The organism is Pseudomonas paracarnis (assembly GCF_904063055.1).
Taxonomy (GTDB): Bacteria; Pseudomonadota; Gammaproteobacteria; order Pseudomonadales; family Pseudomonadaceae; genus Aquipseudomonas; species Aquipseudomonas paracarnis.
The window spans coordinates 426,668-452,895 of record NZ_CAJFCN010000003.1; the positions used below are offsets into that span (position 1 = coordinate 426,668).

The window sequence follows — 26,228 nt, forward strand, 5'->3', positions numbered from 1 at the left end:
TTCCTGATTAGATAACGCCGCGCTCGCGCAGGCTGTTAATGGCCTCAACGGAGTAACCCAGCTGATCGAGGATGCCTTGGCTGTGTTGCCCCAGCGCTGGCACGCCGTCCATGCGCGGGGTAAACGCGGCGTTACGGGCCGGTGGCAGCAGCGACGGCAACGGCCCCGCCGGGCTGTCGACGTCGCGCCAGCTGTCGCGGGCCTTGAGTTGCGGGTGGTCCCACACGCCTTGCATATCGTTGACCCGGGCGCTGGCAATTTGCGCGTCTTCCAGGCGCTGGATCACCGCCTCGACGTCCAGTTGGGCAAAGCGCTCCACGATGATCTGGCGCAGCACCTCGCGGTTGGCCGAGCGCTTGAAATTGGCGCTGAAGCGTTCGTCCATGGCCAGCGCCGGGGTGAGCAGCACTTTGTCACAGAACGCCGCCCATTCGCGCTCGTTCTGCAAGCCGAGCATCACGGTGCCGCCGCCCCCGGTGGGAAACGGCCCGTAGGGGTAAATCGTCGAATGCGCGGCACCCGCACGCGGTGGCGGCGCCGCGCCGTCGAAGGCGTAATACATCGGGTAGCCCATCCACTCCACCAGGCTTTCGAGCATGCTTACATCGATGCGGCTGCCCTGGCCGGTTTTGCCGCGCAGCAGCAGCGCCGACAGAATGCCGCTGTAGGCGTACATGCCGGCGGAGATATCCGCGATGGAGCAACCGGCCTTGGCCATCTGTTCTTCTTCTGGGCCTCCGGTCACCGAGAGGAAGCCGCCCTCGCTCTGGATCAGCAGGTCGTAGGCTTTCTTTTTCTCGTAGGGCCCGCCTTCGCCATAGCCGGAAATATCGCAGACGATCAGGCGTGGAAAACGTACGTGCAGCGCCTCGAACGATAAGCCCATGCGCGCCGCCGCGCCGGGGGCAAGGTTCTGCACCAGCACATCGGCATCGGCCAGCAGCGCATCCAGAATGGCGCCCGCCTCGTCCTGCTTAAGGTCCAGGGTCAGGCTTTCCTTGGAGCGGTTGGTCCAGACGAAATGTGACGCCAGGCCACGCACCCGCTCGTCATAGCCACGGGCGAAATCGCCGGTGCCGGGGCGCTCTACCTTGATGACCCGGGCACCGAGGTCGGCCAGTTGGCGCGTACAGAACGGCGCGGCAATCGCGTGTTCCAGGCTGACGACGGTGATGCCGTCCAGCGGTCGTTGTTCAGTCATGACAAATCCCTCAAAGCCAATGGGCCATGGACGCGGTAGTTCGCAGGTTCCACACCTGCTCGATCAGGCGGTTGGCCTGGGCCGGGGTGCGGGCGCCACTGAAGTCGGCCAGGCGCTGGAACTTGTCCGCCAGCTCGGCACGGCTCAGGGTGTTGCCCGGGTCGCCCTTGGGTTCATCAATGGCACCGTGCAGCGTGCGGCCATCGGTGGTGGTGACGGTAACGCGGCCCAGCCAGCGTTGCGGGTAGGCGTTGTCGACTTCGGGGTCCAGGCTCATGCAGACCTTGTCGCGAAACGCCGCGACCGCAGGATCGGTCAACGCCAGCTCATGGAATTCAGGCAAACCGGCTTTGCCATGCACAGCGATCAGCCCAAGCACCGTGCCCATGGAAAATTTGGCCTGGTGCACGGTGGTCGGCACCGTCACTCGGCCGAGTACGTCAATGGCGCCTTGGTGCACGTGGGTTTGCACCTGGGAGATCTGCGCAGCGCTCAGGCCTTCACGCTGCATCACGTCCAGCAGCGCATCGGCAGCAGGATGGGTGTGGCGACAGGAGGCGTGGAATTTGAACGAGGTTTCCACCAGCGCCCAACGGCTGCCCAGCTCGGAAGACAATTTGCCCGGTTGGGCATCACTGGACATCCCGGCCGCCAAACCTTTGTCACCTTCAAGGATATTGCGCGCGCCGGTCAGCCCATCGGCCGTAAGGTAAGCCGCCAGCAAGCCGTCCGCCGCCGCCTTGGCCGTGTGCAGTTGCTTGGAGTCGGCGGCATCGCGCAGAAACTCCCACAGCCCGGCAGCCTGGGTGCCGGCGCTGCCGAGCAGGTTGATGAATTGTTCTTCGTTGAAGTCGAGCAACTTGCCCACCGCGACCGCCGCCGCCAGGGTGCCGACCGTGGCCGTGGTGTGGAAGATGCGGTAGTGGGAGCGGCCCATGAACTCACCGATGCGAATCCCCGCCTCATAGCCGGCTACAGAAGCCAGCAACAGCTCACGACCAGACTTGCCGAGGTCCTGGGCAGCCGCCAATGCAGCGGGAAACACCACGGTGGCCGGGTGCAGCACGGAGCTGTTGTGCAGGTCATCCTGCTCTACCAGATGTGAGGAAGCGGCGTTGACCAGTGCGGCAAAATACGCGCTGGTGCCGGTGCCGTTGACGATCACCTGGGCCGGGCCGCTGCTCGGGCCCATCTTCTGCGCGTAGCGTTCAAACAGGGGGATCGGGTGCGCGCCTTGGCTGGCCAAGGCGGATGCGAGCCAATCCAGGTACAGTTCTTCGGTGCGCGCCAGCACGGGCTCGGGCAATTGTGAGTACGTCAGCTCGGCCAGGAATCGGCACAGGGCTTGGGTAGGGCTCATGCTCAGGCCCTCAGAAGCTGCGTGGCAGTTCGAGCAAATGCTCGGCCACGTAGGACAGGATCAGGTTGGTGGAGATCGGCGCCACCTGGTACAGGCGGGTCTCGCGGAATTTGCGCTCCACGTCGTACTCGCAGGCAAAGCCGAAGCCGCCGTGGGTTTGCAGGCAGGCATTGGCCGCTTCCCAGGACGCCTTGGCCGCCAGGTACTTGGCCATGTTGGCACTGGCCCCGGCGTTCTTGCCGCTGTCGTATTCCTCGCAGGCACGCCAGCGCATCAGGTCGGCCGCTTCGATCTCGATATGCGCCTCGGCAATCGGGAACTGCACGCCCTGGTTTTGCCCGATGGGCCGGCCAAACACCACACGGTCGCGGGCATAGGCGCTGGCCTTTTCGATGAACCAGCGGCCGTCACCGATGCACTCGGCGGCAATCAGCGTGCGCTCGGCATTCAGGCCATCAAGGATGTATTTGAAGCCCTTGCCCTCCTCGCCAATCAGGCTGTCCAGGGGCAGCTCCAGGTTGTCGAAGAACAGCTCGTTGGTCTCATGGTTGACCATATTGGCGATGGGCTGCACGGTCAGGCCGTTGCCGATGGCCTGGCGCAGGTCCACCAGGAAGATCGACATGCCTTCGGATTTTTTCTTTACGTCGGCCAAGGGCGTGGTGCGTGCCAGCAGAATCATCAGGTCGGAATGCTGTACCCGTGAGATCCAGACTTTCTGGCCGTTGATCACGTACTTGTCGCCGCGCTTGATCGCCGTGGTCTTGATCTTGGTGGTGTCGGTGCCGGTAGTGGGTTCGGTGACGGCCATCGACTGCAAGCGCAATTCACCGCTGGCCAGCTTGGGCAGGTAGTAGCGTTTTTGCGCCTCGCTGCCATGACGCAGCAGGGTGAACATGTTGTACATCTGGCCGTGCACGGTGCCCGAGTTGCCGCCGCAGCGGTTGACTTCCTCAAGGATCACCGAGGCTTCGGCCAGGCCCAGGCCGGAACCGCCGTATTCCTCGGGGATCATTGCCGACAGCCAGCCAGCATCGGTCAGGGCCTTGACGAAGGCTTCGGGGAAGCCTTTTTCTTCATCGATCTTGCGCCAGTAAGCGGCATCGAACTCGGCGCACAAGGCGCGCACGCCGTCGCGGATCGCATTGAGTTCTTCGTTGTCATGGGCATTCATCTACGGCTCTCCGCCTGTTGTTATCGGGTTATTCGAAATGCACCTGGGCGGTCTGTGCCAGGCCTTCAGTGTTGCCAGCCCACAGTTCTGCGACGCCGGTGGCGGTGATGCGCCCGCCGACCTGAAAAGGCTGTGGCGCAATCAGTGGGCGCACGCCGCGATAGGCAAAGCGGCGCAAGGTCGCCTCAGGGTGCGCTCGGCAGAACGCACGCAGGTTCAAGGTGGCGATCAGCGGGCCATGCACCACCAGGCCGGCATAGCCTTCGGTGCCGGTGACATAGGGGTAGTCGTAGTGGATGCGGTGGCCGTTGAACGTGACGGCGCTGTAGCGGAACAACAGGGTCGGCGTCGGCTCGACGGCCTCTGTCCATTCGCCCCGGGCCAGCGCGTCGCCGCTGCCAGGCTTGGGTGGCGTGGGTTCGCGGTAGACGATGTCCTGCTCCTCGCGGATGGCCAGGCGCCCTTCCTGGGAGTAGTCATGACGCACGGTGACAAATAGCAGTGAGCCGGTGCGCCCGGTCTTTTCTTCGACCTGGGTGATGGTCGACACGCGCGTAGCCGCCTCGCCAGCCCGCAGTGGGTGCAGAAATTCAAGACGCCCACCGGCCCACATGCGATTGCGGTTATCGGCCGGCGGCAGAAACCCGCCGCGTGCCGGGTGGCCGTCGCTGCCCAACGCCACCTCCGGCAGCGGGTCCTGGAAAAAGCACCATTGCCACAACGCAGGCACAGCATCGCCGTCGGCAGGCACCTCTTCACCTAATGTGGCGGCGATGCGCTTGAGCAGGTTATGGCTCAGGTGGTCGTAGGCGGTCTCACTTCGGCCGATCCAATCAGTGGCGCTCATCGGGTGCAGGTCCTCAGGCAGTGGGTGTCTGCCGAGGATCATGCAAGGGCCAGCCCGTTCTGAGAATTTGCATTTCAATAAACCAGCGTTCGGTTATGCTGAACGCCAATTTAATTGGAAAACACCGTACATCCCTGTGGGAGCGGGCTTGCTCGCGAAAGCGCAGTGTCAGTCACTGAATACATTGCCTGATACACCGCTTTCGCGAGCAAGCCCGCTCCCACATTTGGGTCTTCATTGTGATGAGGTTTGGTGTTTATACCGGGAGCCTTGCATGCACTTCGATCTCGCCGACCTGCGCCTGTTTATCCATATCGCCGAATCCCCCAGCCTCACTCAGGGTGCCAAGCGCGCCTTCCTGTCGCCGGCTGCCGCCAGTGCGCGGATCAAGGCCCTGGAAGGACAGCTCGACACGCGCCTGTTGTACCGCGACAGCCGGGGCGTGGAAATCACTCCGGCAGGCGAGCGCCTGTTACACCATGCGCGGTTGATCATGCGCCAGGTGGATTACCTCAAAAGCGAGTTCACCCAATACGGCGTGGATTCGGCCGGGCATATTCGTATCTTCGCCAACACCACGGCGGTCACCGAGTTTTTGCCGGAAGTCCTGGCAGGCTTTCTGTCACAGCGCCCGGGCGTCACCGTCGACCTGCAGGAACGCCTGTCACGAGACATCGTGCGCGGGGTGCTCGATGGCACCAGTGACATGGGTATCATCGCCGGCCCCGTGGAAGCCTCCGGCCTGCAAGTGTTGCATTTCAGCACCGATGAACTGGTGCTGATGGTGCCCGTCGGGCATGCCTTGGCCGAACTGCCTTCGGTCACCCTCGAGCAGACCCTGGCGTATCAGCATATCGGCCTGCATGAAGGCAGCACGCTGTTGAGTTTCCTGCGTGAACACGTCGAGCGTCTGGGCAAGCAATTGTCGCTGCGTATCCAGGTCTCGAGCTTCGAGGCGATCTGCCGGATGGTCGAGGCCGGCGTGGGCATTGGCATCATTCCAGAGTCCGCCGCCCTGCGTCACAGCCGCACCATGCAGCTGGTGACGGTGAAACTGGACGAGCCCTGGGCGATTCGCGAGCGCAGCATCCTGGTACGCGAGCTGGAAGCGCTGCCGGGGACCATACGCGCCCTGATCGCCACGTTGATGCCTGCCCCCCTGGGCAAATCCTGATGTTTTTATAAGCGGCCGTTAACAGTCTTTGACAGTTTCCCGACAAAGCACTCAAAGATTCTCAGCACCCGCCGCCCTAGCATTCCAGCATCCAAATCATCATTCGGGTGCTCTTGATGTTTCGCAGACTGCGCGGTATTCCGCTATTGGGTTGCCTGTTGGGCAGTATCGGTTGCCACTCGCAACCGCCTGCCCCGCCGCCGATTCAAAAAGGTGATTACGGCGCAATCATCCGCTACCTGCAGACCCGCATTCCCCAGGAGATGGCGCGGGACAATGTGGCGGGATTGTCGATTGCCCTGGTCAATGGCCAGGAGCTGATCTGGGCCCGCGGCTTTGGCCTGGCTGACAAAGACCTGGGGGTGCCGGTCACGCCCAATACCGCGTTTCGCGCCGGTGGCATCTCCAAGCTGCTGACCGCCACGGCGGCGCTGCAACTGGTGGAGCAGCAACACCTGGCGCTGGATGCGCCGATCCAGCAGACCCTGCGTGAGTTCTACGTACGCTCCCGCTTTCACAGCGACCAGGCCGAGGCGGATCGAGCGATCACCTTGCGGCGCTTGCTCAGCCATCAATCCGGCTTGCCCAGCGAGCACCTGCGCGACCTGCGCAGCACCTATGCCATGGGGCAGATGCCGATGCGTGTGTCGGGTGTGTGGCTGAGCAGCCTGCCGGGTTCCCAGGTGGCGTATTCCAACCTTGGCTATGCCTTGGTGGGCGCCGCCATTGAGCGCAGCGGCGGCAAAAGCTTCGAAGCCCAGTTACAAAGCAGCCTGCTCACACCCTTGCGAATGAACCAGTCCAGTTTCCTGGGTACCGGTGCGCAAATGAGCTATCGCGCCCACGGCTACGAGGATGGCAAGGCCAGCACCGACCCCCAGGTGCGTGACCTCGCCGCCGGTGGCCTGTGGACCAGCCCCAAAGACCTCAGCCGCTACGTGCGCATGCTGTTTGCCAAGGGCACCTACAAGGGCCGTCAGATCCTCGGCAGCGCTTCTATCGATGCCATGTTTACCCAGCAAAACACCGGCAACGCCTTGGATTTCGACTGCCAGATGGGCTTGGGCTGGTTCTTGGCGCCCTGTGGTGACGAGCCCATCGGCCCCGGTGTGCGCACCTACCAGCACAGCGGTGGCGGCGACGACTTCGTGGCCCAGTTGACCCTGCTGCCGGATCAGCAACTGGCCGTGGTCATCATGGCCAACGACAGCAACGCCGAAGACATGGTGGTGTCGCTGACCACCGACAGCCTGCGCCTGATGCTCCAGGCTCAGACCGGCAAGCCCGTATGCGCCGACGACTGCCAGGCCCCCAGCCACGGCCTCAAGCTGCGCCATGTACCGGCGGCGGTGGATCGCAAGCGCCTGGCCGGCTTCTACGCGACCGCCTGGGGCGTGTTCCGCATCAGGGATGAGCATGCCCGTTTGAGCGGTGAACTGGCCGGCTACGATTTCCAGCTATTGCGTGATGAGCAAGGCTGGCTGCGGGCGCAGAAAAAGATACTGGGGTTCTGGCGCAAGGACCTCGGCGATTTGGGCCGCGTGCAGCTGGATGTGCTCACGGTACAAGGCCGCCAAATGCTCACCGCCCGCAGCCACGGCCAACGCATTGCCATCGGCGAGCGCATCGAGCCGCCGCCCTTGTCCGCCGCGTGGGCCAACACGGTCGGCACCTACCAGGTGCTCAGCAGCCATGAACCCGACGCGCCATTGAGTGGCATCAGCGTGCGCCAGGAGGACGGTTTCCTGGTGATTCGCGGCCAATTAAACGGCGAGCCGCTGACCGACTACATCCTGCTGCCCATCGACAACGCCCATGCGGTGCTGGCCGGCAACGGCTACGGCCTGGGCGATACCGTCAGCCGCCAGGTCAACGGCCTGAGTGCTTCGGGCTACTCGTTCAAACGCACCCATTCACCCCACACACCCTTGAACCTCTAACCAGGAAAACATCCTGATGCACTCAAAAAACCTGTGCCTGTCATTGACCTCACTGTGCCTGCTCGCCGCCGCCGATACGGCGCTTGCCGAAGACTGGCAATACAGCCTCAAGGCCGGCATGGCCAACGCACCCCGCTACAGTGGCAGCGACGAACGTATGACGGCGCCTGTGCTCGGCGGCAAAATCATCAGCCCCTGGGGCGTCTTCCTCGACACTGATACGGGCTTGGGCTGGGGTTACGAAGGTGATGCCCTGAGCTTCAGCGCATACGTTGGCGCAAGCGATTCGCGCAAGGATAAAAATGAAAGCATGCATGCCGGCTCCAAACGCCTCAAAGGCATGGGCGAGATCAAGTCACGTCCGCAATTGGGGGTAAGTACCGCCTACAACCTCGGCGGTGTGATCATCGGCGCCACCCTGGAACATGCGCTTGAAGAAGATAAACACAAGGAAACCGGCAAGGCTTTTACCCACCTGGAGTTGAGCCTGGGTACCCATCTCTATGAAGGCCGCTACGGCTCCGTCGATGCCGCCATCAACAGCCACTTCGGTGACCGCAACTACCTGCAAACCTGGTACGGCGTGACTGCCGACCAGGCCACCCGCAGCCGCTTCAAGGAATACAAGGCAAGTGCCGGCAATATCAGCAATGGCATGAACCTCTCATGGAGCGTGCCGATCAACGAACACACGCAGTTCTCGACCTTGCTCGATGTGCAATACCTGGCGAATGAAGCAGGCAAGAGCCCGATTGTGGAGCAGCGGCTGCAGGCGTCGGTGTTGGGGGAGCTGCAGTACACCTTCTGATCTGACTTGCCCTCTGTAGGAGCGAGCTTGCTCGCGAAAAACTCGCAGGCGCCGCGTTTATCCAGAAAACACGCGTTATCGTTGAGGTTCTTCGCGAGCAAGCTCGCTCCTACAGGATGGCATGGGGGCAAGCCGCCTTACTCTGCATAGGCCCACGTCATTCGAAACGACGCCCCGCCCCACTCCGAATCCTGCACTTCCACCTGCCCGCCATGCCACTGGCTGACACGCTTGACCAGCGCCAGGCCCAGGCCAAATCCGCCTGTGCGGCGGTCGCGGCTGGCGTCAAGGCGCAGGAAGGGTTCGAATATCTTGGTGCGACCCTCCAGCGGTACCCCCGGCCCATCGTCGTTGACCCGCACTTCGTAACCGCTGCCAAACTTGACCAGCGACACTTCCACGCGACGATCGGCATAACGAATCGCGTTGCGCAGCAGGTTGATCACGGCCCGCGCCATAAAGCGTGGCTCGATCTGGATAACGTCCACCTCGCAGGTGCGCAACGACAACTGCACCCCTTCTGCTTCGGCCTCCAGGGCCACGCTGCCGATCACACTGTCGAGCCAACTGTGGGCCTCGATTTGCTCGCGGGTGACCTGGGTAGCGCCTGGCTCAAGGCTGGCATAGGTCAACAGCTCGGAGACCATTTCTTCCAGTTCACCGAGGTCGGCGTACATGTCGTTGATCAACGCTCGGCTTTGCCGTGGGTCACTCTGCTGCCTGAGCTGGTCCAGCTCGAATGACAGCCGCGCAATCGGCGTGCGCAATTCGTGGGAGACCGCGTTGGTGAGTTCGCGCTGGTTGGCGATCAAACCTTCGATGCGCTCGGCCATCTGGTTGAAGTGCCCGGCCAGTGAACGCACGGTGGAGCGACTCGGCAGCAAGATGCGCGAGCCCAGGTCATTGTCACCGAAACGTTGCGCTGCCAGGCGGATGTGCTCCAGGTCGCGCCAGTGTGGACGCACCCAGAAATACAGGACGATGGCCAGGCTCACGCCCAGGAAGCCATAGGCCCACAGGTATAACCACTTGGGTTCTTCCGGCAATCTGATTTCGAGCAGTTGCGGGCCGTCGTCGATAGGCGCGAGAAATTTCATGAAGTCTTCGCGCACCACCACCTGGTCAGCCGCCAGGAGTTTCTGTTCCCGTTCGCTCAAATCCTGGGTGTCGCGCTGCACCAATTTGAGCCGCAAGCCGTAATGCGGTTGCAGCTCGTCCAGGCGTGCCTGGCGTGCCTCTGCCTGCACGGGGCGCAGTTGCTCCACCAGGGCCCAGGCCGGGCCGCGCAGGGCTTCACGGTTATAGGTTTCGTTGGACTCGGGCATGTAGGCGTCCAGGCCGTAGTTGACCAACCAGATCGACCCGGCCAGACCGAGCGCGAGAATCAGATAGAGGCGCAGATACAAGCGCAGCATCTACACCTCCCACGCGAACGGATTGAACAGGTAGCCCTTGCCCCAGATGGTCTTGATGCACACCGGCTCGCGGGGGTTGTCATTGAGCTTGCCGCGCAGTTTGCTGATGTACACGTCTACGCTGCGGTTCAGGCCGTCAAAAGCGATGCCGCGCATGCGGTTGAGGATGTCGTCGCGAGAGAGAATCTTGCCCGCGCTGCTGGCCAGCAACCACAGCAACTCGAATTCCATGGTGGTGAGGTCAATGGTCTCGCCGCCCAGGCGGACCACCCGGCAACTGCGATCAATCGACAAGCGGCCAAATTCCAGGGCACCGCGCACGGTGGGCTCGGGCACTTGACGGCGCTGCAGCGCACGCAGGCGCGCCAACAACACCGGCGGTTTGATCGGCTTGATCACGTAGTCGTCAGCACCGGACTCAAGGCCAAGGATATGGTCCAGGTCATCTTCCTTGGCGGTGAGGATCACGATGGGCGTGTCCGACACGTTGCGAATCTCGCGGCAGACATGCAGCCCGCTCTGACCCGGCAGCATCAGATCGAGCACGACGATCTTCGGCTTGAAATCCAGGAACGCCGCCAAGGCTTCATCACCCCGGTACACCACCCGTACCTCGAAACCATGCTGCGACAGAAAATGCGAGACCAGCCCTGCCAGCTTTTCATCGTCCTCAACGAGCAAGACCTTGCCCAGACCCAGGTTTTCCATAAGTTCTCAGTGTGGATGCGCGGATTGAAATGGGGCCATTATAGGTGGCAAGCTGGCCGACAGATGTGGCTGACCAGTCCACAGCGACGAAGCTTCATGCTTTTAAGAGTTTTTAACAAATAGCCTGCACTTTTTAACGCCATTGACAGGGAGTTCTATGCGCAAGGATTACCTGGCGTTCTTCATTTCGCTGTTCCTTTCACGGCTGGCCGACCAGGTTTTGCTGTTTATCGTGCCCCTGATCGTATTCCAGACCACTCAAAGCGTGTCGTGGGCGGGGCTGGCGTTTTTTGTCGAGTCACTGCCGCGCTACCTGGCTTTTCCGGTGTGCGGGGCATTGTGCGACAGGTTTTCACCGGTGCGTATCCTGCATATCAGCCAGGTGTATCGGGCCGTGGCCTGCGTGGTGGCGATGGCGCTGTATGGGCTGTTCGACGGTATCCATTGGCTGGTCATGCTGTCCGCGGTATGCGGCGTGTTGACCACCCAGGGCATCATGGCGCGGGAAGTGGTGATGCCGCATATCTTCGAGCATTACACCTACGCCAAGACCTTGTCCTATTCGCAGATCGCCGACCAGAGCGGGCTGGTGCTCGGGCCATTGGTGGCGGCGCTGATGCTGGAAGTCTGGGCGTGGCCTTGGGTGGTGCTGGGGGTCGCCGTGCTGTTTGTGCTGGCGGACCTGGCGATGCTGATCTGGCAGCGCCACACCACGGTGGACCTGCACATCCATGAACAACAGCCGGGTAACTGGCTGCAACCCCTGCGCACCGCTTTTGGCCACATCCTCAACCGGGTGGAGTTGAAACGCATCATCGTCCTGGCGGTCGGTGTGAACCTGATGGTCGGCGTGACGCTGGCCACCTCGGCTGCCATGGTCACCGGCCACTACGCAGCGGGCAAAGACACCTATGCCCTGCTGCAAGCCGCCGGGGCGCTGGTGACCATCGCGATTCTGTTCTACCTGGCGCATTCATCACTGAAGCTGAAGGTACTGGGCGGGTTGTCGTACTCGATGATCACCGTCGGCGCGCTGATCACAGCGCTCAGCCCCGGCGTGTGGGCCTACGCGGTGGGGTTCCTGCTGCTGACCGGCTTTGACAAGATGTTCAACGTGTACCTGCGCAGCACCCGACAACGGGTGATTCCGGTGCAGGACTTCGGCAAGACAGTCGGCGTGATGACCTTGCTCAACAACCTGGCCCAGCCCTTGGCGGGCTTGATGATTGCCGTGCTGGCAGCACCCTTGGGCACGCCAACGGTGATCCTGCTGCTGGCGGGGATCACCGCGTTGATCGGTGTGGCCGTGGCCTCAGGCTGGCACGCCACTGTGAAAGCGGAACTCGACGTCGGGTGATTCGATCAGGTCCTGCTCGGTGGCTCGCACCCGGTCGATCACCTGGGCGATGTCCTTGGCGTCGCCGTACTGGTAAGCCAGCTTCAAGTAACCCTGGAAGTGCCGCGCCTCGCTTTTGAGCAAGCCGAAGTAGAACTTGCCGAGTTCTTCGTCCAAATGCGGCACCAGCGCTTCGAAACGCTCGCAACTGCGTGCTTCGATAAAGGCGCCCACCACCAGGGTGTCTACCAGCTTGACCGGCTCATGGCTGCGCACCACCTTGCGCAAACCCGAGGCATAACGGCCGGCGTGCAGTTGACGCAGTTCGACCTTGCGCTTTTTCATCAGGCGCATGACCTGCTCGTGGTGCACCAACTCTTCGCGGGCCAGGCGCGACATCATGTTGATCAGGTCAACGTGGCCGTAGTACTTGGCCATCAGGCTCAAGGCGGTGCTGGCGGCTTTGAATTCGCAGTTCTTGTGGTCGATCAGCAGGGTTTCCTGATCGGCCAACGCGGCCTGGACCCAGGCATCGGGGGTGCGGCAGCCGAGGAATTCATGGATTTCGGGCAGGTTCATCGGGCTCACGGGCAAAGGATCACAAAAGGGCGCCGATTATACCGACCCCGTCGCAGACCACCAGCCACCGGCCTTGATGTGTATCAACATGACGGCTGCCGGCCAGCAACTATAGTTATCCAACGCCCGCCCTTTTGGAGATCCCGACCATGCAAGCCATCCGCAGCATCCTGGTGGTCATCGAGCCCGAGCATTCGGAAAGCCTGGCCCTCAAGCGTGCCAAGCTGATTGCCAAAGTGACCGACGCGCACCTGCACTTGCTGGTCTGTGACAAGAAGCACGAGCATTCGGCGCTGCTGAGCCTGCTCAAGGAGGGCTTGAAAGAAGACGGCTACAGCGTCACCACCGAGCAGGCCTGGAACGACAGCCTGCATGAAACCATCATCGATGTGCAGCAAGCCGAAGGCTGTGGCCTGGTGATCAAACAGCACTTCCCCGACAACCCTCTGAAAAAAGCCCTGCTGACCCCGGCGGACTGGAAGTTGCTGCGCTATTGCCCGACGCCGGTGTTGCTGGTCAAGACCGCCACCCCTTGGGCAGGCGGCGTGATCCTGGCGGCCATCGATGTGGGCAACGCCGACGGCGAACACCGCTCGCTGCATAATTCGATCATCGACCATGGCTTTGATATCGCCAGCCTCGCCAAAGCGCAGTTGCATGTGATCAGTGCTCACCCCTCGCCCATGCTGTCGGCGGCAGACCCGACCTTTCAGCTCAAGGAAACCATCGAGGCGCGCTATCGCGAGCAATGCAAGGCCTTCCAGGCCGAGTTCGACGTGGACGACAGGCACCTGCATATCGAGGAAGGCCCGGCCGATGTGCTGATCCCCCATATTGCCCATCGCTTGCAGGCGGCGGTGACCATTATCGGCACGGTGGCACGCACGGGGATTTCCGGCGCGTTGATCGGCAATACGGCGGAGGTGGTGCTGGATGCGGTGCAAAGCGATGTGCTGGTGCTTAAACCGCAGACGCTCATGGACCATCTGCAAGAGCTGGCGACCAAGCCCTGACACCGACCTTCAGGCAATGTGGATCAAATGTGGGAGCTGGCTTGCCTGCGATTGCGGTGGGTCAGCTGGCGCATTTGCTCCTGATACACCGCTATCGCAGGCAAGCCAGCTCCCACATTGACCTCGCCAGTCAATTAACCCAGCGCATCTTTCAAGAACCCAGGCGCGATATAGCGCTGGTAATGCGCCTCGGACAAGATAAAGAACTCGCGATCAATGGCATCGCGCAGTTCAGGCAGCGCCCAGTCGCGAAACTCCGGCAACAGCACCATGCCGTACGCCTCCAGGTTATTGATCACCCGGGCCCCACGGGCGATCAACTGGTAGGCCCAACAATACTCGGACTGGTGTGGCACAAAGCGAATCTTGCGTTGCTCCAACTGCCCGCGCAGTGTCTTGGGGTCGAAAACCTCCACTTTGCCGGCCATGACCTGCACCAACAGCTGCTCAAGCCTGAGCCAGACCGCACGCTTTTCTTCTTCGTTATAGCCGTTCCACTGGATCACTTCATGGTGAAAGCGCTTGCATCCACGGCACACGAGATCGCCGTAGACCGTAGAGCACAGGCCGACGCAGGGAGTCTTGATGGTTTGGTTGGGCATGGGCAGCAACACGCAAATCAGCGAAACAGTGCGCCATGTTAGCCCTTTGTCTAAGGTTGATCACCCAGCAAACTTGAGTAGGCAACTTACCTTTAGATTTTTTTTGCCGTAGAATCACCCGGCCTTGTAAGGCGCCAATAATCCGCTGGAAGCTGTTTTCAAAGCGTCACGAGCACAGTCGTTCCTTCAGAACGGTGTTGGCGCAGGTTCGACCCGGTAGGTCAGAGCCCGCGCCAACCCTCATCAGCTCCGTTCTGCAGGCGTAAAACTTTGAAAGCAGCTTCTGTAAGGAATGCCGGCAGCGCTGGCTTTGCGGCCCAAAAAGCCCCCGAGCGCATGCGTGCCGTTCATTTCTGGATGAGCGTCCCGTGGGACCACTGATGAGGGTAATAACTGTGCTTGAAGCCTACCGCAAACATATCGAAGAGCGTGCCGCACTGGGTATCGTTCCCCAGCCGCTTAACGCCGAACAAACCGCAGGCCTGGTCGAGCTGCTGAAAAATCCTCCGGCTGGCGAAGAAGAATTCCTCGTTGACCTGATCACCAACCGCATTCCACCAGGCGTTGACGAAGCCGCTTACGTCAAGGCCGGTTTCCTGTCTGCCCTGGCCAAGGGCGAAGCCACTTCCCCCCTGATCGACAAGAAACGCGCTGTTGAACTGCTCGGCACCATGCAAGGCGGCTACAACATCGTGACGTTGGTCGAGCTGCTGGACGACGCCGAACTGGCACCCGTCGCGGCCGCCCAACTCAAGCACACCCTGCTGATGTTCGATGCGTTCCACGACGTCGCCGAAAAAGCCCGCAACGGCAACGAGCACGCCAAAGGCGTGATCCAGTCCTGGGCTGACGGCGAGTGGTTCCGCAACCGCCCTACCCTGGCCGACAAGATCAGCCTGCGCGTCTTCAAGGTCACCGGCGAAACCAACACCGACGACCTGTCGCCTGCGCCTGATGCCTGGTCCCGCCCTGACATCCCGCTGCACGCCCTGGCCATGCTGAAAATGGCGCGTGAAGGCATCGTGCCGGACGAGCAAGGCAAGACCGGCCCGATGAAGCAGATCGAAGAGATGCGCGGCCAAGGCTTCCCGATCGCCTACGTCGGTGACGTGGTCGGTACCGGTTCGTCGCGTAAATCGGCAACCAACTCGGTGCTGTGGTTCTTCGGTGACGACGTGCCTTACGTGCCGAACAAGCGTGCTGGCGGTTTCTGCTTCGGCAGCAAGATCGCTCCGATCTTCTACAACACCATGGAAGATGCCGGCGCACTGCCAATCGAATTCGACGTCACCAACATGAACATGGGCGACGTGATCGACCTGTACCCGCATGCTGGCAAAGTCTGCAAGCACGGCACCGACGAAGTCCTGACCACCTTCGAAATGAAGACCCCGGTGCTGTTGGACGAAGTTCGCGCTGGCGGTCGTATCCCGCTGATCATCGGTCGCGGCCTGACCGACAAGGCTCGCGCTGAGCTGGGCCTTGGCCCGACCGACCTGTTCAAGCTGCCTGAAGCGCCTGTCGACACCGGCAAAGGCTTCACCCTGGCGCAGAAAATGGTCGGCAAGGCCTGTGGCCTGCCAGAAGGCAAAGGCGTTCGTCCAGGCACCTACTGCGAGCCGAAGATGACCACCGTGGGGTCCCAGGACACCACCGGCCCAATGACCCGTGATGAACTCAAAGACCTGGCGTGCCTGGGCTTCTCGACCGACCTGGTGATGCAGTCCTTCTGCCACACCGCGGCTTACCCGAAGCCGATCGACGTGACCACCCACCACACCCTGCCTGACTTCATCATGACCCGTGGCGGTGTATCGCTGCGTCCAGGCGACGGCATCATCCACAGCTGGCTGAACCGCATGCTGCTGCCGGACACCGTCGGTACCGGTGGCGACTCCCACACCCGTTTCCCGATGGGCATCTCGTTCCCGGCCGGTTCTGGCCTGGTCGCGTTCGCCGCAGCCACTGGCGTAATGCCACTGGACATGCCGGAATCGATTCTGGTGCGCTTCAAAGGCAAGATGAAACCTGGCATCACCCTGCGTGACCTGGTGCATGCCATTCCTTACTACGCGATCCAGGCTGGCCTGCTGACCGTAGAGAAGAAAGGCAAGAAGAACGCCTTCTCTGGCCGCATCCTGGAAATCGAAGGCCTGAACGACCTGACGCTGGAACAGGCTTTCGAGCTGTCCGACGCCTCGGCTGAACGTTCGGCTGCCGGTTGCACCATCAAGCTGTCCAAAGAGTCCGTCACCGAGTACCTGAACTCCAACATCACCCTGCTGCGCTGGATGATCGGCGAAGGCTACGGCGATGCACGCACCCTGGAACGTCGCGCCCAAGCGATGGAAGCCTGGGTTGCCAACCCGGAGTTGATGGAAGCCGATGCCGACGCCGAATATGCCGAAATCATCGAAATCGATCTGTCGGAAATCAACGAGCCGATCCTCTGCGCGCCAAACGACCCGGACGACGCCCGTCTGCTGTCCAGCGTCGCTGGCGAGAAGATCGACGAAGTGTTCATCGGTTCGTGCATGACCAACATCGGTCACTTCCGCGCTGCCGGTAAGCTGCTGGAGCAGGTCAAGGGCCAGTTGCCGACTCGTCTGTGGCTGTCGCCGCCGACCAAGATGGACGCTCACCAACTGACCGAAGAAGGCTACTACGGCATCTACGGCAAGGCTGGCGCACGTATGGAAATGCCAGGCTGCTCGCTGTGCATGGGCAACCAGGCACGCGTTGAGCCGAACTCCACCGTCGTGTCGACCTCGACCCGTAACTTCCCGAACCGCCTGGGTGATGGTGCAAACGTCTACCTGGCATCGGCTGAGCTGGCTGCCGTGGCCTCTACCCTGGGCCGCCTGCCAACCGTCGAAGAGTACATGGGCTACGCAGCGAAACTGGACACCATGGCCAGTGACGTCTACCGCTACCTGAACTTCGACCAGATCGCTGAGTTCCGCAAGATCGCAGCAAGCGCCAACATCCCGGTGATTCAAGCCTAACGGTGTGTTGATGTGAAAGGCGCCGCGTATCGCAAGGTACGCGGCGTTTTTTTGCGTGCGCCAAAAGGGTAACGGATGTCAATCCAGGCTCCCGCTCCCCCTTAAAGAGTTGTATCAGACTGAAAAGTACTGGCCGCCGACAGCCTTTGCACGACGACCTACCAGATCAGGTAGTTGTCCCTCTACGCCTTGAAGGCTAAAACTCTCTACACCCTGACGCCTGTATCACGGAACCCACCAGCTCTGGATGTACTTCGCGCTGTAAGCCGTACCCCTTAATAAAAAAAACAAACCCTGCCCTCGACACCCAAGCCCGGTGCCAGGGGCGCTCTCGCCTGTTTTTTGTGCTGACTGGAGGTGTGTTATGTCGCGTAGCCAATATGTGATCAAGAAAATCTTCAAGCATTATTCGGTGTCGGTGGAACACATCGGCGATGCGCCTGATAGAAAGAACGTCCTGTTGGTCAACGGCGCCATGGCGACGACGTCGGCCTTTGCCCGTACCAGTAAATGCCTGGCCGAACACTTCAACGTGGTGCTGTTTGACTTGCCGTTCGCTGGAAACTCCCGCGCTCACAACCCTGACCGGTGCTTGGTGACCAAGGACGACGAAGTCCAGATCCTGCTGGCATTGATCGAGCGCTTCAACATTCACCACTTGGTTTCCGTGTCCTGGGGTGGCCTGTCCACCCTGCTGGCACTTGCCAAAAATCCAGACAGCGTTGAAAGCTCAGTGGTGATGTCGTTTGCGCCTGGCCTCAACGCGCCGATGCTCGATTACGTCAGCGGGGCGCAGGCACTCATGGCCCGGGATGACAACGCAGGGATCGGCCATTTGCTCAACCAGACGCTGGGCAAGCATCTCCCGGCTCGACTCAAGACCGCCAATCAACAGCATATGGCGCAGTTGATCAACGCCGAGCAGCATCAAGCGCGCTTCCATATCGAACAGGCACTCAAGCTCAATGAAGGGGCCTACTTGCCGCAACTCTCGAACATTGACAGTCATGTGCACTTCCTGAATGGCGCCTGGGACGAATACACCAGCGCCATGGACGTGCAGTCCTTCAAGCAGTACATCCGCGATTGCAGCTTCTCCATTGCCCAGAGCAGCGGACATTTTCTAGACCTGGAGTCCAAGGCCGCGGCCAACGGCGTGCACCGCGCGTTGCTCGGGCATTTGCTGAGGGCATGCGACGCCGAGCCAGGGGCGTTTTGCGAGCAGTCGGCTCAACGAGCGCGGCTGAGCTTTGCCTAAATACTCTTCAACAAGGATGTAGATGATGCGAGTAATCATGGTTGCCATCGGCTCGGCCGGTGACGTTTTTCCCTTTATCGGCCTGGGGGCTGCCCTGACTGTGCGCGGTCATCAGGTCACCTTGTGCAGCATGCCGACGTTTCAGCGCGCCATTGAGGCGCAGGGGCTGAACTTCGTGCCGTTATGCGATGAGGCGACCTACAGCGCCGCCATGGGCGATCCCCTATTGTGGGACCCGAAGACCTCATTCGCCGTATTGTGGCAAGCCATCGCCGGCCTGCTGGAACCCGTCTACGACTATGTAACCACTCACAATACCGACGATACGGTGGTTGTCGGCTCACTATGGGCCTTGGGTGCACGTATCGCCCATGAAAAATACGGCATCCCTTATCTGTCCGTCCAAGTGTCGCCATCCACGTTGCTTTCTGCACATTTGCCGCCCGTGCACCCCACCTTCAATGTGTCGCGGCGCTTGCCATTGACTCTGCGCAAGCTGCTCTGGCGCGGGATCGAATACCTGAGCCTGGACCGTACCTGTGCTCCCCAAATCAACGCACTACGCCACAAACATGGGCTACCAGGCGTGGTGAAGAACATCTTCAGTCAATGGATGCATGCGCCCCAAGGGGTGATATGCCTGTTCCCCGAATGGTTCGCCCCCGCACAGAAAGACTGGCCACAGCCTTTGCACATGGCCGGTTTCCCTCTGTTCGACGGTGGCGCCCCTGGGCTCGATGAGCCCACACGAGCCTTTCTGGTTGCCGGAGCGCCCCCTATTGTCTTCACTCAAGGCTCCACTGAGCACTTTGACCAGCAGTTTTATCGTTTCGCCCTGGCAGCGCTGCACAGGGTCGGTGCCCGCGGCATTTTTCTGAGCGGTGATCGACCGCTCTTCACGGACCTGCCGCCCACCGTGATACAGCGCCCGTTTTTGCCGATGAGTTCGCTGTTGCCCCACGCGGCCGGTCTGGTCCACCCCGGCGGCATTGGCGCCATGAGCCAGGCGCTGGCGGCCGGCATTGCGCAGATTGTGCTGCCTATCGCTCATGACCAGTTCGATAACGCCGAACGCCTGGTGCGCATGGGATGCGGCATACGCCTTGCCCTACCGTTAAACAAACAGGACCTGGACGATGCGATCACAACGCTCTTGCACGACAGCCGGCTGCAAACGGCCTGTCGTCGAGCGAGCAGCCTGATGCCCTGCGACGCTGCCTCTTGTGAAACAGCGGTCAACGCCATTGAGCAGTGCCACGCGCGGCATTCAATGCCTCGCCTGCGCCAGGCCTCATAAACCACGAACGTCCAAGTGTAAGCACCGTGCCAGAGCGGTCGGGAAGCCTCGGCAAAGTTTGACAGAAATAGCTTGTGGGCTAGATTGCCAAGAATGCAGTAATCGAGGCGACTGTCCATGGAGAAGGAAAACGACCTCATTCGTTGGTGGGATTGCTTACGCATCGAGATGTGCAAGCAACAGGATGAGACTCAAGTGTTAGCGCTTCTGGAGCGTGAAGTGTTGCAACTGGGGTTCGAGTACTACGCCTATGGCGTACGTCACCTGACCCCTTTTACACGCCCCAGAACCGAGATATGCGGGTCCTACCCCGCAAGCTGGCTGGCACATTACGAGAAGCAAAACTACGCGGCTGTCGATCCGTCAATCCTTAGTGGCTTGCGCTCTACCGAGATGGTGGTATGGAACGACGCACTGTTTGATAACAGCCGCACGCTGTGGCAGGAAGCTCGGGACTGGGGCTTGTGCATCGGCGCCACACTGCCGATTCGAAGCCACGACCGTTCACTGCGGGTACTGTCCGTGGCTCGGCGCCAAGACATTATTTCGCAGGCTGAAAACAACGAGATTCAAGTGCGCCTGCGCTGCATCCTTGAACGGGTGACACTGCGCCTGACAGACCTGGGTGATAGCGAACACGCCCACCAATCGGTCTGCCTGAGCCGGCGTGAGCGGGAGATCCTGCAGTGGACCGCCGACGGCAAGAGTTCAGGAGAAATCGCGCTGATCCTCACTATTTCCGTCAACACCGTAAACTTTCACCTCAAAGCCATTCAGAAGAAATTCGGGGCTGGCAACAAAACACTGGCGGCAGCCTACGCCGCTGCACAGGGCCTTATCTAGGGCCCGACAATTGCGATAAGGACGTCCAATGATCAGCATCATCACCCGTCGTCACCATGAACTGTCTGCAACGCTTGAGGACGACCTGGGCCGCTACCGACACGAAGTTTTCATCCAGCAATTGGGCTGGCAACTGGATTCCACGCACGCCCGGCCCCAACGCGAATTCGACCAGTTCGACCACGCGGATGCTCGTCATATCCTCGCCCTGGATGCCGAGCACCAAGTCTGCGGTTGCGCGCGGCTCTTGCCGACCACGCAACCTTATCTGCTGGCGCAAGTGTTCGGTTTTCTGTGCGACCAGCCAACCCCGCGAAGCAGCGACACCTGGGAGGTGTCGCGTTTTGCCGCGCGCGCCCTGGAGGAAGGCACCTTACCGATGCGCGTCTGGTGGAACAGCCTGAACCATGCCTGGAGCCAGGGCGCCAATCGGGTAGTGGCGGTGACCACACCCGCGCTGGAACGTTATTTTCTCAGGCATGGCGTGCAGTTGAGCCGCCTCGGTTCTCCGCAACGCGTGAATAAAGACCATGTGGTAGCGCTGAGTTTTCCGGCCTGGCAGAAAAACGGCCAAATCGCGTTACACGCAGAGTCGGCCGTTGCCTAGCGATGGGTGATCCCCACCTGTGCTTAAAGCCGGGGCATCGGCTGCGAACGCCTCAGGGAATCAGCGAGTAAATCAGTGAGGAAATGGCCACCAGACCGACCAGCGTCACGAACACATTCGAGGCCTGCCCCCGGTACTTGGCCATGGCCGGGACCTTGCGGATCGCGTACATCGGCATCAGGAACAGTATCGACGCGATGATCGGCCCGCCCAGGGTCTCGATCATGCCAAGGATGCTCGGGTTAAGCGTGGCGACGATCCAGCACACCACCAACATGAAGGCGGCGGTCATGCGGTCCAGGGTCTTGGGTGCCGGGCGGCGGCCAGTCTTGACCACCAGGCCCTTGAGGCCCTCGCTGGCGCCGATGTAGTGGCCCAGGAACGACTTGGCAATCGCCACGAACGCAATCAACGGTGCGGCAAAGGCAATCGTCGGGTTATCGAAGTGGTTGGCCAGGTACGACAGGATCGACAGGTTCTGCGCTTTCGCTTCGGCCAACTGCGCGGGCGACAGGGTCAGCACGCAACTGAACACGAAGAACAGCACCATCGCCACCATCAGCAAGTGCGCGCGGGACAGGATCTGCGAGCTGCGCTCGTCGGCGTGTGCGCCGTACTGGCGCTTCTGGTCCACCGCGAAGGCCGAGATGATCGGTGAATGGTTGAACGAGAACACCATCACCGGAATCGCCAGCCACAGCGTGTTGAGCAGCGCCGAGGGTGCCGGCACTTCGCTGGCGGTGCTGAGAATGCCGCCATTCCAGTGCGGTACCAGGTACACCGCCAGGAACAGCAAGGCCACAATAAACGGGTACACCATCAAGCTCATGGCCTTGACGATCACTTGCTCACCGCAACGCACCACGGCCAGCAGACCCAAGATCAACACAAACGCCAGGATGGCCCGGGGCGGCGGCAGGATATGCAGCTGGTGCTCCATGAAGCTGCTGACGGTATTGGTCAGCGCCACGCTGTAGATCAGCAGGATCGGGAAGATCGCAAAGAAGTACAGCAAGGTGATCAGTGCACCGGCCTTGATACCGAAATGCTCTTCAACCACATCGGTAATGTCGGAACCTTCACGGCCGGACAGCACGAAACGGGTCAGCCCACGGTGGGCAAAGAACGTCATCGGGAAGGCCAGCAACGCCAGGATCACCAGCGGCCAGAAGCCCCCCAGGCCCGCGTTGATAGGCAGGAACAAAGTACCGGCGCCAATGGCGGTACCGAATAGCCCGAGCATCCAGGTAGTGTCCTGGCGGCTCCAGCTTGTGAGCGTTGCAGGTGTCGTTGCATAGCGTTCGTCGACGCTATTGGCCTGATCATTCATCCGGTGGGATCTCCGCATTCACACGGCCAGCACGAGTCAGAAAAACCTGACAGGCAGCGCCCTGGCCGAAACAAGGGCCGGATTGTCCGGGATTCTCTTGGAGAAGCAAAGACTTAGCTGAGGAATGGTTAGGCGGAGCAGCTGGTCAAGTGGCCGCCCCCGTGAAGGTTTTGGATGGCTGAAACGTCGTACAAACATTACGTCTAAGTTTTAATAGGCCACCTATTGCGAGAAGAGTCCGACAACAAGTTCAGAAGCAGCCCGCTTCAAAAGCATATTCTTAGTCATACAACCCCTCAACTGTTACAGGACCATACATAGCTATTGAGCACGCGCAAATTCACACACTAATATCTTCGCGCACTGACCGACAAAGACGATAACAACACTTAACCAACCAGTAAGGAGTTTGATAATGCGAAGGCTCACCCTTGCTTTTACCGGCCTGTTTTTCGCGGGTTTATTAGGCGCGCCGTCAAGTTACGCGAAACCGGTTGAGGCTGATGTTCGTGCCCTGGCCTCTTCGCCTCAATGGCTGACCACCAAGGTGTATATAGAGGGCGAGCCAGAAAACGACGTCAAGGCCAAATACCCCGGCGTGGTCGGAATCTCAATGTGGGACCCGCAACGCAATCGTTACGAATTTTTCTACACCGATACAGGGCGCTCGAAACACCCTGATGGCGGGGGCGGTTATTTCCTGGTCACTGGCGACAAGCAGACCCACATCCTGGTGCCCGACCTTGGCCCGCATCGCACCATCGTCAGAAGGCTGGAAAAATTGGACAACACCGAATTCACCTATTCTCGTGAAGTCCCTCGCGACATGGTAGCGACCAACCCTCCCGTTAGAATCTATGTGGTACATGCGCCTTACACGGGACCAATAAAGACTCAGATGTCAAACTAGTTAAACACCCCATTTATATCCAGCCATAAAAAACCAATAACAAACGAGGCACTTGTGATGAATCCATACGCTTCATTCAGATATCTACTCATGCCTGCACTGCTGGTAGCCGTACTGTTGCCCAGCGCAACCACGGTACAGGCCAACACGACACTGCCCACCAAAAGCATCGCCGCCACGTCCGATAACACCGTCATGTTGACCGTGTTTCTTAAACACGATCAATCACGCCCGCTGGGCGAATTGAAAGCCCAACTGGCCAAGCAGGAATTTCACAAGGCCTTCCCGCCGGAAGGTGTCGAAGTCGTCAGTTGGAATATCACCATGGGCATCGGGCAAGTCATCGTGCTGCGTTTACCGGCGTCTCGCCTGGCTCAAGTCAACCTGGCCATCGAGAACACGGCGTGGGGTGTCTACAAGACGGAATTCTTCCCGACCTACGATTTCATGCCGATTGCACAAAGAGAGCGGGCCCAGGCACGGCAACCGGGGACTACTCAGTAGCTGGCGCGACAGAGAAGGAGCCTGGGTGCGCGGGTTTGGGTTGCGCAGCCAGGTTTGACGTATCCGGAAATCTTGCAGGAGGTCAGCGCAATAACGGGTAGGTTCGGCGCATACTCATGCTCTCAAACCCTTCAGGAAGAGCCTTGCGATGCCCACCACTGTTCTGGTCCTGGTTGAAACCATCAACGAATACCTGCAAATCATCGAGAGCAACGACTTTCATGTGATCCTGGCGCCGACGCCTACTGAACGCGCCCAAGCAATCAAGACCCATGGGGGGCAGATTCAGGCCGTGCTGACCCGCGGGCCGCTTGGGCTGTATGCCGAAGAGATCGCCGCGTTGCCATTACTGGAGATCATCTGCGTGATTGGCGCCGGCTACGAACATGTGGACCTGCAAGCGGCAAGCAACCGCGGGATAGTGGTGACTAACGGTGCCGGCGTGAACGCACCCTCGGTGGCTGATCACGCCATGGCGTTGCTGTTGTCACTGGTGCGCGGGATTCCTCAGACCGACGCCGCTGTTCGCCGCAGCGAGTGGCCGAAGGTCATGCGCCCTTCCCTGGCCGGCAAACAACTGGGCATTCTCGGGCTGGGGGCCGTGGGCATGGAAATCGCCAAGCGCGCCGCCCTCGGGTTTGGCATGGAAGTGAGCTATCACAACCGCCAACCTCGCGATGACGTGGATTACACCTACTGCTCAACGGCCGTCGAACTGGCGCGCACTTCGGACTTCCTGATCCTGGCCACGCCCGGTGGGGCCGGCACTCGCCATCTGATCGATAAACATGCGCTGGATGCGTTGGGGCCCAATGGCTATCTGGTGAACATCGGCCGCGGCAGCGTAGTGGTGACCGCCGACCTGGTCGCCGCGCTGGAGCAGCGCCGCATCGGCGGCGCCGCGCTGGACGTGTTTGACGATGAGCCTGCAGTGCCCGATGCCCTCAAGCGCCTGAGCAATACCGTGCTGACGTCCCACGTGGCCGGCCTGTCCCCGGAAGCGGCCCATGACACGGTGCAGCGCGTCGCTGATAACCTGGTGGAATACTTTGCCGGCCGCCCCGTGCTTACACCGGTGGCCTTGCCAGCGCCTGCAAAATGACCGATCAGGCACGCTGATCACCCTTCAACACGCTAACCTATTAAGCCGCCCCGGCCTTGTCGCTGGGCGGCTGTGCGCATTAGATTAGGAAATAGTCCAAGGCCTTTAGAATAAGCAGAAGGGATAAGCATGGCGCTGAACGACCAATCGACCCAGATTCGCCCAGGCGAAGAACTTGATGCCAGCCTGATCGATCCCTACCTCAAAGCTCATATTCCGGGCCTGAGCGGTACCGTCAAAATCAGCCAGTTCCCTGGTGGCGCGTCGAACCTGACTTACCTGCTGGAATACCCCGACCAGGAATTTGTTCTGCGTCGCCCGCCGTTTGGTCACAAAGCCAAGTCTGCCCACGACATGGGCCGCGAATACCGCATTCTCAACCAGCTCAAAGATGGCTTTCCGTACTGCCCCAAGGCTTATGTGCACTGCACCGATGAATCGGTGATCGGCGCCGAGTTCTATGTGATGGAGCGCGTCAACGGCATCATCCTGCGCTCCGACCTGCCGGCTGAGCTGGGCCTGGACGCCACCCGCACCGAGGCCTTGTGCAAGAGCTTTATCGACAAATTCGTCGAACTGCACCAGGTCGACTACCACGCCTGCGGCCTGGCCGACCTGGGCAAGCCCGAAGGCTACGTGGCGCGGCAGATTCGCGGCTGGGGCGAACGCTATGAAAAAGCCCTGACGCCCGATGCGCCAAAATGGGAGGCGGTACGCGCCTGGCTCAACGACAAGATGCCTGCCGATCACTCCACCTCCAGCATCGTGCACAACGACTACCGCTTTGACAACGTGATCCTCGACCCGCACAACCCGATGCAGATCATCGGTGTGCTGGACTGGGAGCTGACCACCCTGGGCGACCCGTTGATGGACCTGGGCAACACCCTCGCCTACTGGATCGAGGCCGCGGACCCGGCGCCGGTGCAACTGATGCGCCGCCAGCCGAGCAACGCCCCCGGTATGCTCACCCGCCGCCAGTTTGTCGACTACTACGCCGAGCGCTCCGGCATCAAGATCGACAATTTCGATTTCTATTACACCTACGGCCTGTTCCGCCTGGCCGGGATTGTGCAGCAGATCTACTACCGCTTCTTCCATGGCCAGACCCAGGACAAACGCTTCGCGCAGTTCATCCACATGAACAAACTGCTGGAGCAGATGAGCCTGAATGTCATCGGCAAATCAGCGCTCTGAGTGCAACTACAAGGAACC

At 60.6% G+C, this 26,228-nt stretch carries 23 protein-coding genes; 14 read left to right on the forward strand and 9 right to left on the reverse strand.

All coding sequences use genetic code 11. The features are described 5' to 3' along the window. Nucleotides 1-7: 7 nt before the first annotated feature. From JMV15_RS09105 to JMV15_RS09120, 4 genes are read right to left on the reverse strand one after another with little or no spacing between them, the layout of a single operon-like run. Nucleotides 8-1,201 carry a CaiB/BaiF CoA transferase family protein gene (locus tag JMV15_RS09105; RefSeq protein ID WP_032902158.1) on the reverse strand — a complete coding sequence of 398 codons (1,194 nt, stop codon included), beginning with the start codon at nt 1,199-1,201 and terminating at the stop codon, nt 8-10. A 10-nt stretch (nt 1,202-1,211) separates the two neighbouring features. Continuing rightward, the gene (locus JMV15_RS09110; protein ID WP_038450024.1) at nt 1,212-2,561 is read right to left on the reverse strand and encodes an MmgE/PrpD family protein; all 1,350 of its coding nucleotides are present in this window, start codon (nt 2,559-2,561) and stop codon (nt 1,212-1,214) included. A gap of 10 nt (nt 2,562-2,571) precedes the next feature. Continuing rightward, on the reverse strand, nt 2,572-3,735 hold the full coding sequence (locus tag JMV15_RS09115; protein ID WP_038450022.1) for an acyl-CoA dehydrogenase family protein: 1,164 nt from the start codon (nt 3,733-3,735) through the stop codon (nt 2,572-2,574). 28 nt (nt 3,736-3,763) lie between these two features. Next, nucleotides 3,764-4,582, reverse strand: a complete 819-nt coding sequence (locus JMV15_RS09120; RefSeq protein ID WP_019820163.1) for an FAS1-like dehydratase domain-containing protein — start codon at nt 4,580-4,582, stop codon at nt 3,764-3,766. A 274-nt stretch (nt 4,583-4,856) separates the two neighbouring features. Here JMV15_RS09120 and JMV15_RS09125 point away from each other — a divergent pair, with 274 nt between their 5' ends. The 3 genes from JMV15_RS09125 to JMV15_RS09135 all read left to right on the forward strand — a co-directional run bounded on the left by JMV15_RS09125 (nt 4,857) and on the right by JMV15_RS09135 (nt 8,504). After that, entirely contained in the window at nt 4,857-5,756 is a 900-nt protein-coding gene (locus tag JMV15_RS09125; protein WP_014718343.1) for a LysR family transcriptional regulator, read from the forward strand. A 116-nt stretch (nt 5,757-5,872) separates the two neighbouring features. Next, on the forward strand, nt 5,873-7,696 hold the full coding sequence (locus JMV15_RS09130; protein WP_038450020.1) for a serine hydrolase domain-containing protein: 1,824 nt from the start codon (nt 5,873-5,875) through the stop codon (nt 7,694-7,696). Nucleotides 7,697-7,712: 16 nt separating this feature from the next. Beyond that, nucleotides 7,713-8,504: a MipA/OmpV family protein gene (locus JMV15_RS09135; RefSeq protein ID WP_032902151.1), complete on the forward strand. Its 792-nt coding sequence runs from the start codon at nt 7,713-7,715 to the stop codon at nt 8,502-8,504. A 137-nt stretch (nt 8,505-8,641) separates the two neighbouring features. Here JMV15_RS09135 and JMV15_RS09140 read toward each other — a convergent pair whose 3' ends face one another. Together JMV15_RS09140 and JMV15_RS09145 are read right to left on the reverse strand one after the other, a co-directional pair. Further along, a complete protein-coding gene (locus JMV15_RS09140) occupies nt 8,642-9,919 on the reverse strand; it encodes an ATP-binding protein (RefSeq protein WP_014718340.1) in 1,278 nt (425 codons plus the stop codon). Continuing rightward, nucleotides 9,920-10,627, reverse strand: coding sequence for a response regulator (locus JMV15_RS09145; RefSeq protein ID WP_014718339.1), 708 nt, complete (start codon nt 10,625-10,627; stop codon nt 9,920-9,922). A gap of 157 nt (nt 10,628-10,784) precedes the next feature. Between JMV15_RS09145 and JMV15_RS09150 the strand changes: the two genes are divergently transcribed. After that, entirely contained in the window at nt 10,785-11,984 is a 1,200-nt protein-coding gene (locus JMV15_RS09150; RefSeq protein ID WP_019820166.1) for an MFS transporter, read from the forward strand. Here JMV15_RS09150 and miaE read toward each other — a convergent pair. Then, nucleotides 11,940-12,542, reverse strand: a complete 603-nt coding sequence (miaE, locus tag JMV15_RS09155) for a tRNA-(ms[2]io[6]A)-hydroxylase (protein ID WP_014718337.1) — start codon at nt 12,540-12,542, stop codon at nt 11,940-11,942. The genes JMV15_RS09150 and miaE overlap by 45 nt on opposite strands. Nucleotides 12,543-12,691: 149 nt before the next feature. On the opposite strand from miaE, the gene JMV15_RS09160 reads away from it, so the two are divergent. Next, the gene (locus JMV15_RS09160) at nt 12,692-13,555 is read left to right on the forward strand and encodes a universal stress protein (RefSeq protein ID WP_014718336.1); all 864 of its coding nucleotides are present in this window, start codon (nt 12,692-12,694) and stop codon (nt 13,553-13,555) included. 134 nt (nt 13,556-13,689) lie between these two features. Here the strand turns inward: JMV15_RS09160 and JMV15_RS09165 are convergent, their stop codons facing one another. After that, nucleotides 13,690-14,157 (reverse strand): DUF1289 domain-containing protein, encoded by a 468-nt coding sequence (locus JMV15_RS09165; RefSeq protein ID WP_003190830.1) that lies wholly within the window; start codon nt 14,155-14,157, stop codon nt 13,690-13,692. A gap of 395 nt (nt 14,158-14,552) precedes the next feature. Between JMV15_RS09165 and acnB the strand changes: the two genes are divergently transcribed. From acnB to JMV15_RS09190, 5 genes are all read left to right on the forward strand, one after another. Next, complete coding sequence (acnB, locus tag JMV15_RS09170) at nt 14,553-17,162, forward strand: bifunctional aconitate hydratase 2/2-methylisocitrate dehydratase (RefSeq protein ID WP_003190828.1); 2,610 nt, start codon at nt 14,553-14,555, stop codon at nt 17,160-17,162. A gap of 364 nt (nt 17,163-17,526) precedes the next feature. Further along, entirely contained in the window at nt 17,527-18,420 is an 894-nt protein-coding gene (locus JMV15_RS09175; RefSeq protein ID WP_019820175.1) for an alpha/beta fold hydrolase, read from the forward strand. A 25-nt stretch (nt 18,421-18,445) separates the two neighbouring features. Then, the gene (locus JMV15_RS09180) at nt 18,446-19,717 is read left to right on the forward strand and encodes a glycosyltransferase (RefSeq protein ID WP_019820177.1); all 1,272 of its coding nucleotides are present in this window, start codon (nt 18,446-18,448) and stop codon (nt 19,715-19,717) included. A 117-nt stretch (nt 19,718-19,834) separates the two neighbouring features. After that, nucleotides 19,835-20,560 carry an autoinducer binding domain-containing protein gene (locus tag JMV15_RS09185; protein WP_019820179.1) on the forward strand — a complete coding sequence of 242 codons (726 nt, stop codon included), beginning with the start codon at nt 19,835-19,837 and terminating at the stop codon, nt 20,558-20,560. Between the two features lie 28 nt (nt 20,561-20,588). Then, a complete protein-coding gene (locus JMV15_RS09190) occupies nt 20,589-21,167 on the forward strand; it encodes an acyl-homoserine-lactone synthase (RefSeq protein ID WP_014718330.1) in 579 nt (192 codons plus the stop codon). Nucleotides 21,168-21,219: 52 nt separating this feature from the next. Here JMV15_RS09190 and JMV15_RS09195 read toward each other — a convergent pair whose 3' ends face one another. Next, nucleotides 21,220-22,497 (reverse strand): serine/threonine transporter, encoded by a 1,278-nt coding sequence (locus tag JMV15_RS09195; protein WP_014718329.1) that lies wholly within the window; start codon nt 22,495-22,497, stop codon nt 21,220-21,222. Nucleotides 22,498-22,912: 415 nt separating this feature from the next. On the opposite strand from JMV15_RS09195, the gene JMV15_RS09200 reads away from it, so the two are divergent. The 4 genes from JMV15_RS09200 (at nt 22,913) to JMV15_RS09215 (ending at nt 26,210) form a co-directional block, all read left to right on the forward strand. Next, a complete protein-coding gene (locus tag JMV15_RS09200) occupies nt 22,913-23,407 on the forward strand; it encodes a DUF4822 domain-containing protein (protein WP_019820181.1) in 495 nt (164 codons plus the stop codon). 90 nt (nt 23,408-23,497) lie between these two features. Further along, on the forward strand, nt 23,498-23,911 hold the full coding sequence (locus tag JMV15_RS09205) for a hypothetical protein (protein ID WP_019820183.1): 414 nt from the start codon (nt 23,498-23,500) through the stop codon (nt 23,909-23,911). 148 nt (nt 23,912-24,059) lie between these two features. Beyond that, the gene (locus JMV15_RS09210) at nt 24,060-25,013 is read left to right on the forward strand and encodes a 2-hydroxyacid dehydrogenase (protein WP_014718326.1); all 954 of its coding nucleotides are present in this window, start codon (nt 24,060-24,062) and stop codon (nt 25,011-25,013) included. 129 nt (nt 25,014-25,142) lie between these two features. Beyond that, complete coding sequence (locus JMV15_RS09215) at nt 25,143-26,210, forward strand: phosphotransferase family protein (protein ID WP_019820185.1); 1,068 nt, start codon at nt 25,143-25,145, stop codon at nt 26,208-26,210. Nucleotides 26,211-26,228 lie beyond the last annotated feature (18 nt).

Coding starts and splice junctions, on each gene's coding strand:
- JMV15_RS09105 (WP_032902158.1), bottom strand. CDS start 1,201: ATGACTGAACAACGACCGCTGGACGGCATCACCGTCGTCAGCCTGGAA.
- JMV15_RS09110 (WP_038450024.1), bottom strand. CDS start 2,561: ATGAGCCCTACCCAAGCCCTGTGCCGATTCCTGGCCGAGCTGACGTAC.
- JMV15_RS09115 (WP_038450022.1), bottom strand. CDS start 3,735: ATGAATGCCCATGACAACGAAGAACTCAATGCGATCCGCGACGGCGTG.
- JMV15_RS09120 (WP_019820163.1), bottom strand. CDS start 4,582: ATGAGCGCCACTGATTGGATCGGCCGAAGTGAGACCGCCTACGACCAC.
- JMV15_RS09125 (WP_014718343.1), top strand. CDS start 4,857: ATGCACTTCGATCTCGCCGACCTGCGCCTGTTTATCCATATCGCCGAA.
- JMV15_RS09130 (WP_038450020.1), top strand. CDS start 5,873: ATGTTTCGCAGACTGCGCGGTATTCCGCTATTGGGTTGCCTGTTGGGC.
- JMV15_RS09135 (WP_032902151.1), top strand. CDS start 7,713: ATGCACTCAAAAAACCTGTGCCTGTCATTGACCTCACTGTGCCTGCTC.
- JMV15_RS09140 (WP_014718340.1), bottom strand. CDS start 9,919: ATGCTGCGCTTGTATCTGCGCCTCTATCTGATTCTCGCGCTCGGTCTG.
- JMV15_RS09145 (WP_014718339.1), bottom strand. CDS start 10,627: ATGGAAAACCTGGGTCTGGGCAAGGTCTTGCTCGTTGAGGACGATGAA.
- JMV15_RS09150 (WP_019820166.1), top strand. CDS start 10,785: ATGCGCAAGGATTACCTGGCGTTCTTCATTTCGCTGTTCCTTTCACGG.
- miaE (WP_014718337.1), bottom strand. CDS start 12,542: ATGAACCTGCCCGAAATCCATGAATTCCTCGGCTGCCGCACCCCCGAT.
- JMV15_RS09160 (WP_014718336.1), top strand. CDS start 12,692: ATGCAAGCCATCCGCAGCATCCTGGTGGTCATCGAGCCCGAGCATTCG.
- JMV15_RS09165 (WP_003190830.1), bottom strand. CDS start 14,157: ATGCCCAACCAAACCATCAAGACTCCCTGCGTCGGCCTGTGCTCTACG.
- JMV15_RS09175 (WP_019820175.1), top strand. CDS start 17,527: ATGTCGCGTAGCCAATATGTGATCAAGAAAATCTTCAAGCATTATTCG.
- JMV15_RS09180 (WP_019820177.1), top strand. CDS start 18,446: ATGCGAGTAATCATGGTTGCCATCGGCTCGGCCGGTGACGTTTTTCCC.
- JMV15_RS09185 (WP_019820179.1), top strand. CDS start 19,835: ATGGAGAAGGAAAACGACCTCATTCGTTGGTGGGATTGCTTACGCATC.
- JMV15_RS09190 (WP_014718330.1), top strand. CDS start 20,589: ATGATCAGCATCATCACCCGTCGTCACCATGAACTGTCTGCAACGCTT.
- JMV15_RS09195 (WP_014718329.1), bottom strand. CDS start 22,497: ATGAATGATCAGGCCAATAGCGTCGACGAACGCTATGCAACGACACCT.
- JMV15_RS09200 (WP_019820181.1), top strand. CDS start 22,913: ATGCGAAGGCTCACCCTTGCTTTTACCGGCCTGTTTTTCGCGGGTTTA.
- JMV15_RS09205 (WP_019820183.1), top strand. CDS start 23,498: ATGCCTGCACTGCTGGTAGCCGTACTGTTGCCCAGCGCAACCACGGTA.
- JMV15_RS09210 (WP_014718326.1), top strand. CDS start 24,060: ATGCCCACCACTGTTCTGGTCCTGGTTGAAACCATCAACGAATACCTG.
- JMV15_RS09215 (WP_019820185.1), top strand. CDS start 25,143: ATGGCGCTGAACGACCAATCGACCCAGATTCGCCCAGGCGAAGAACTT.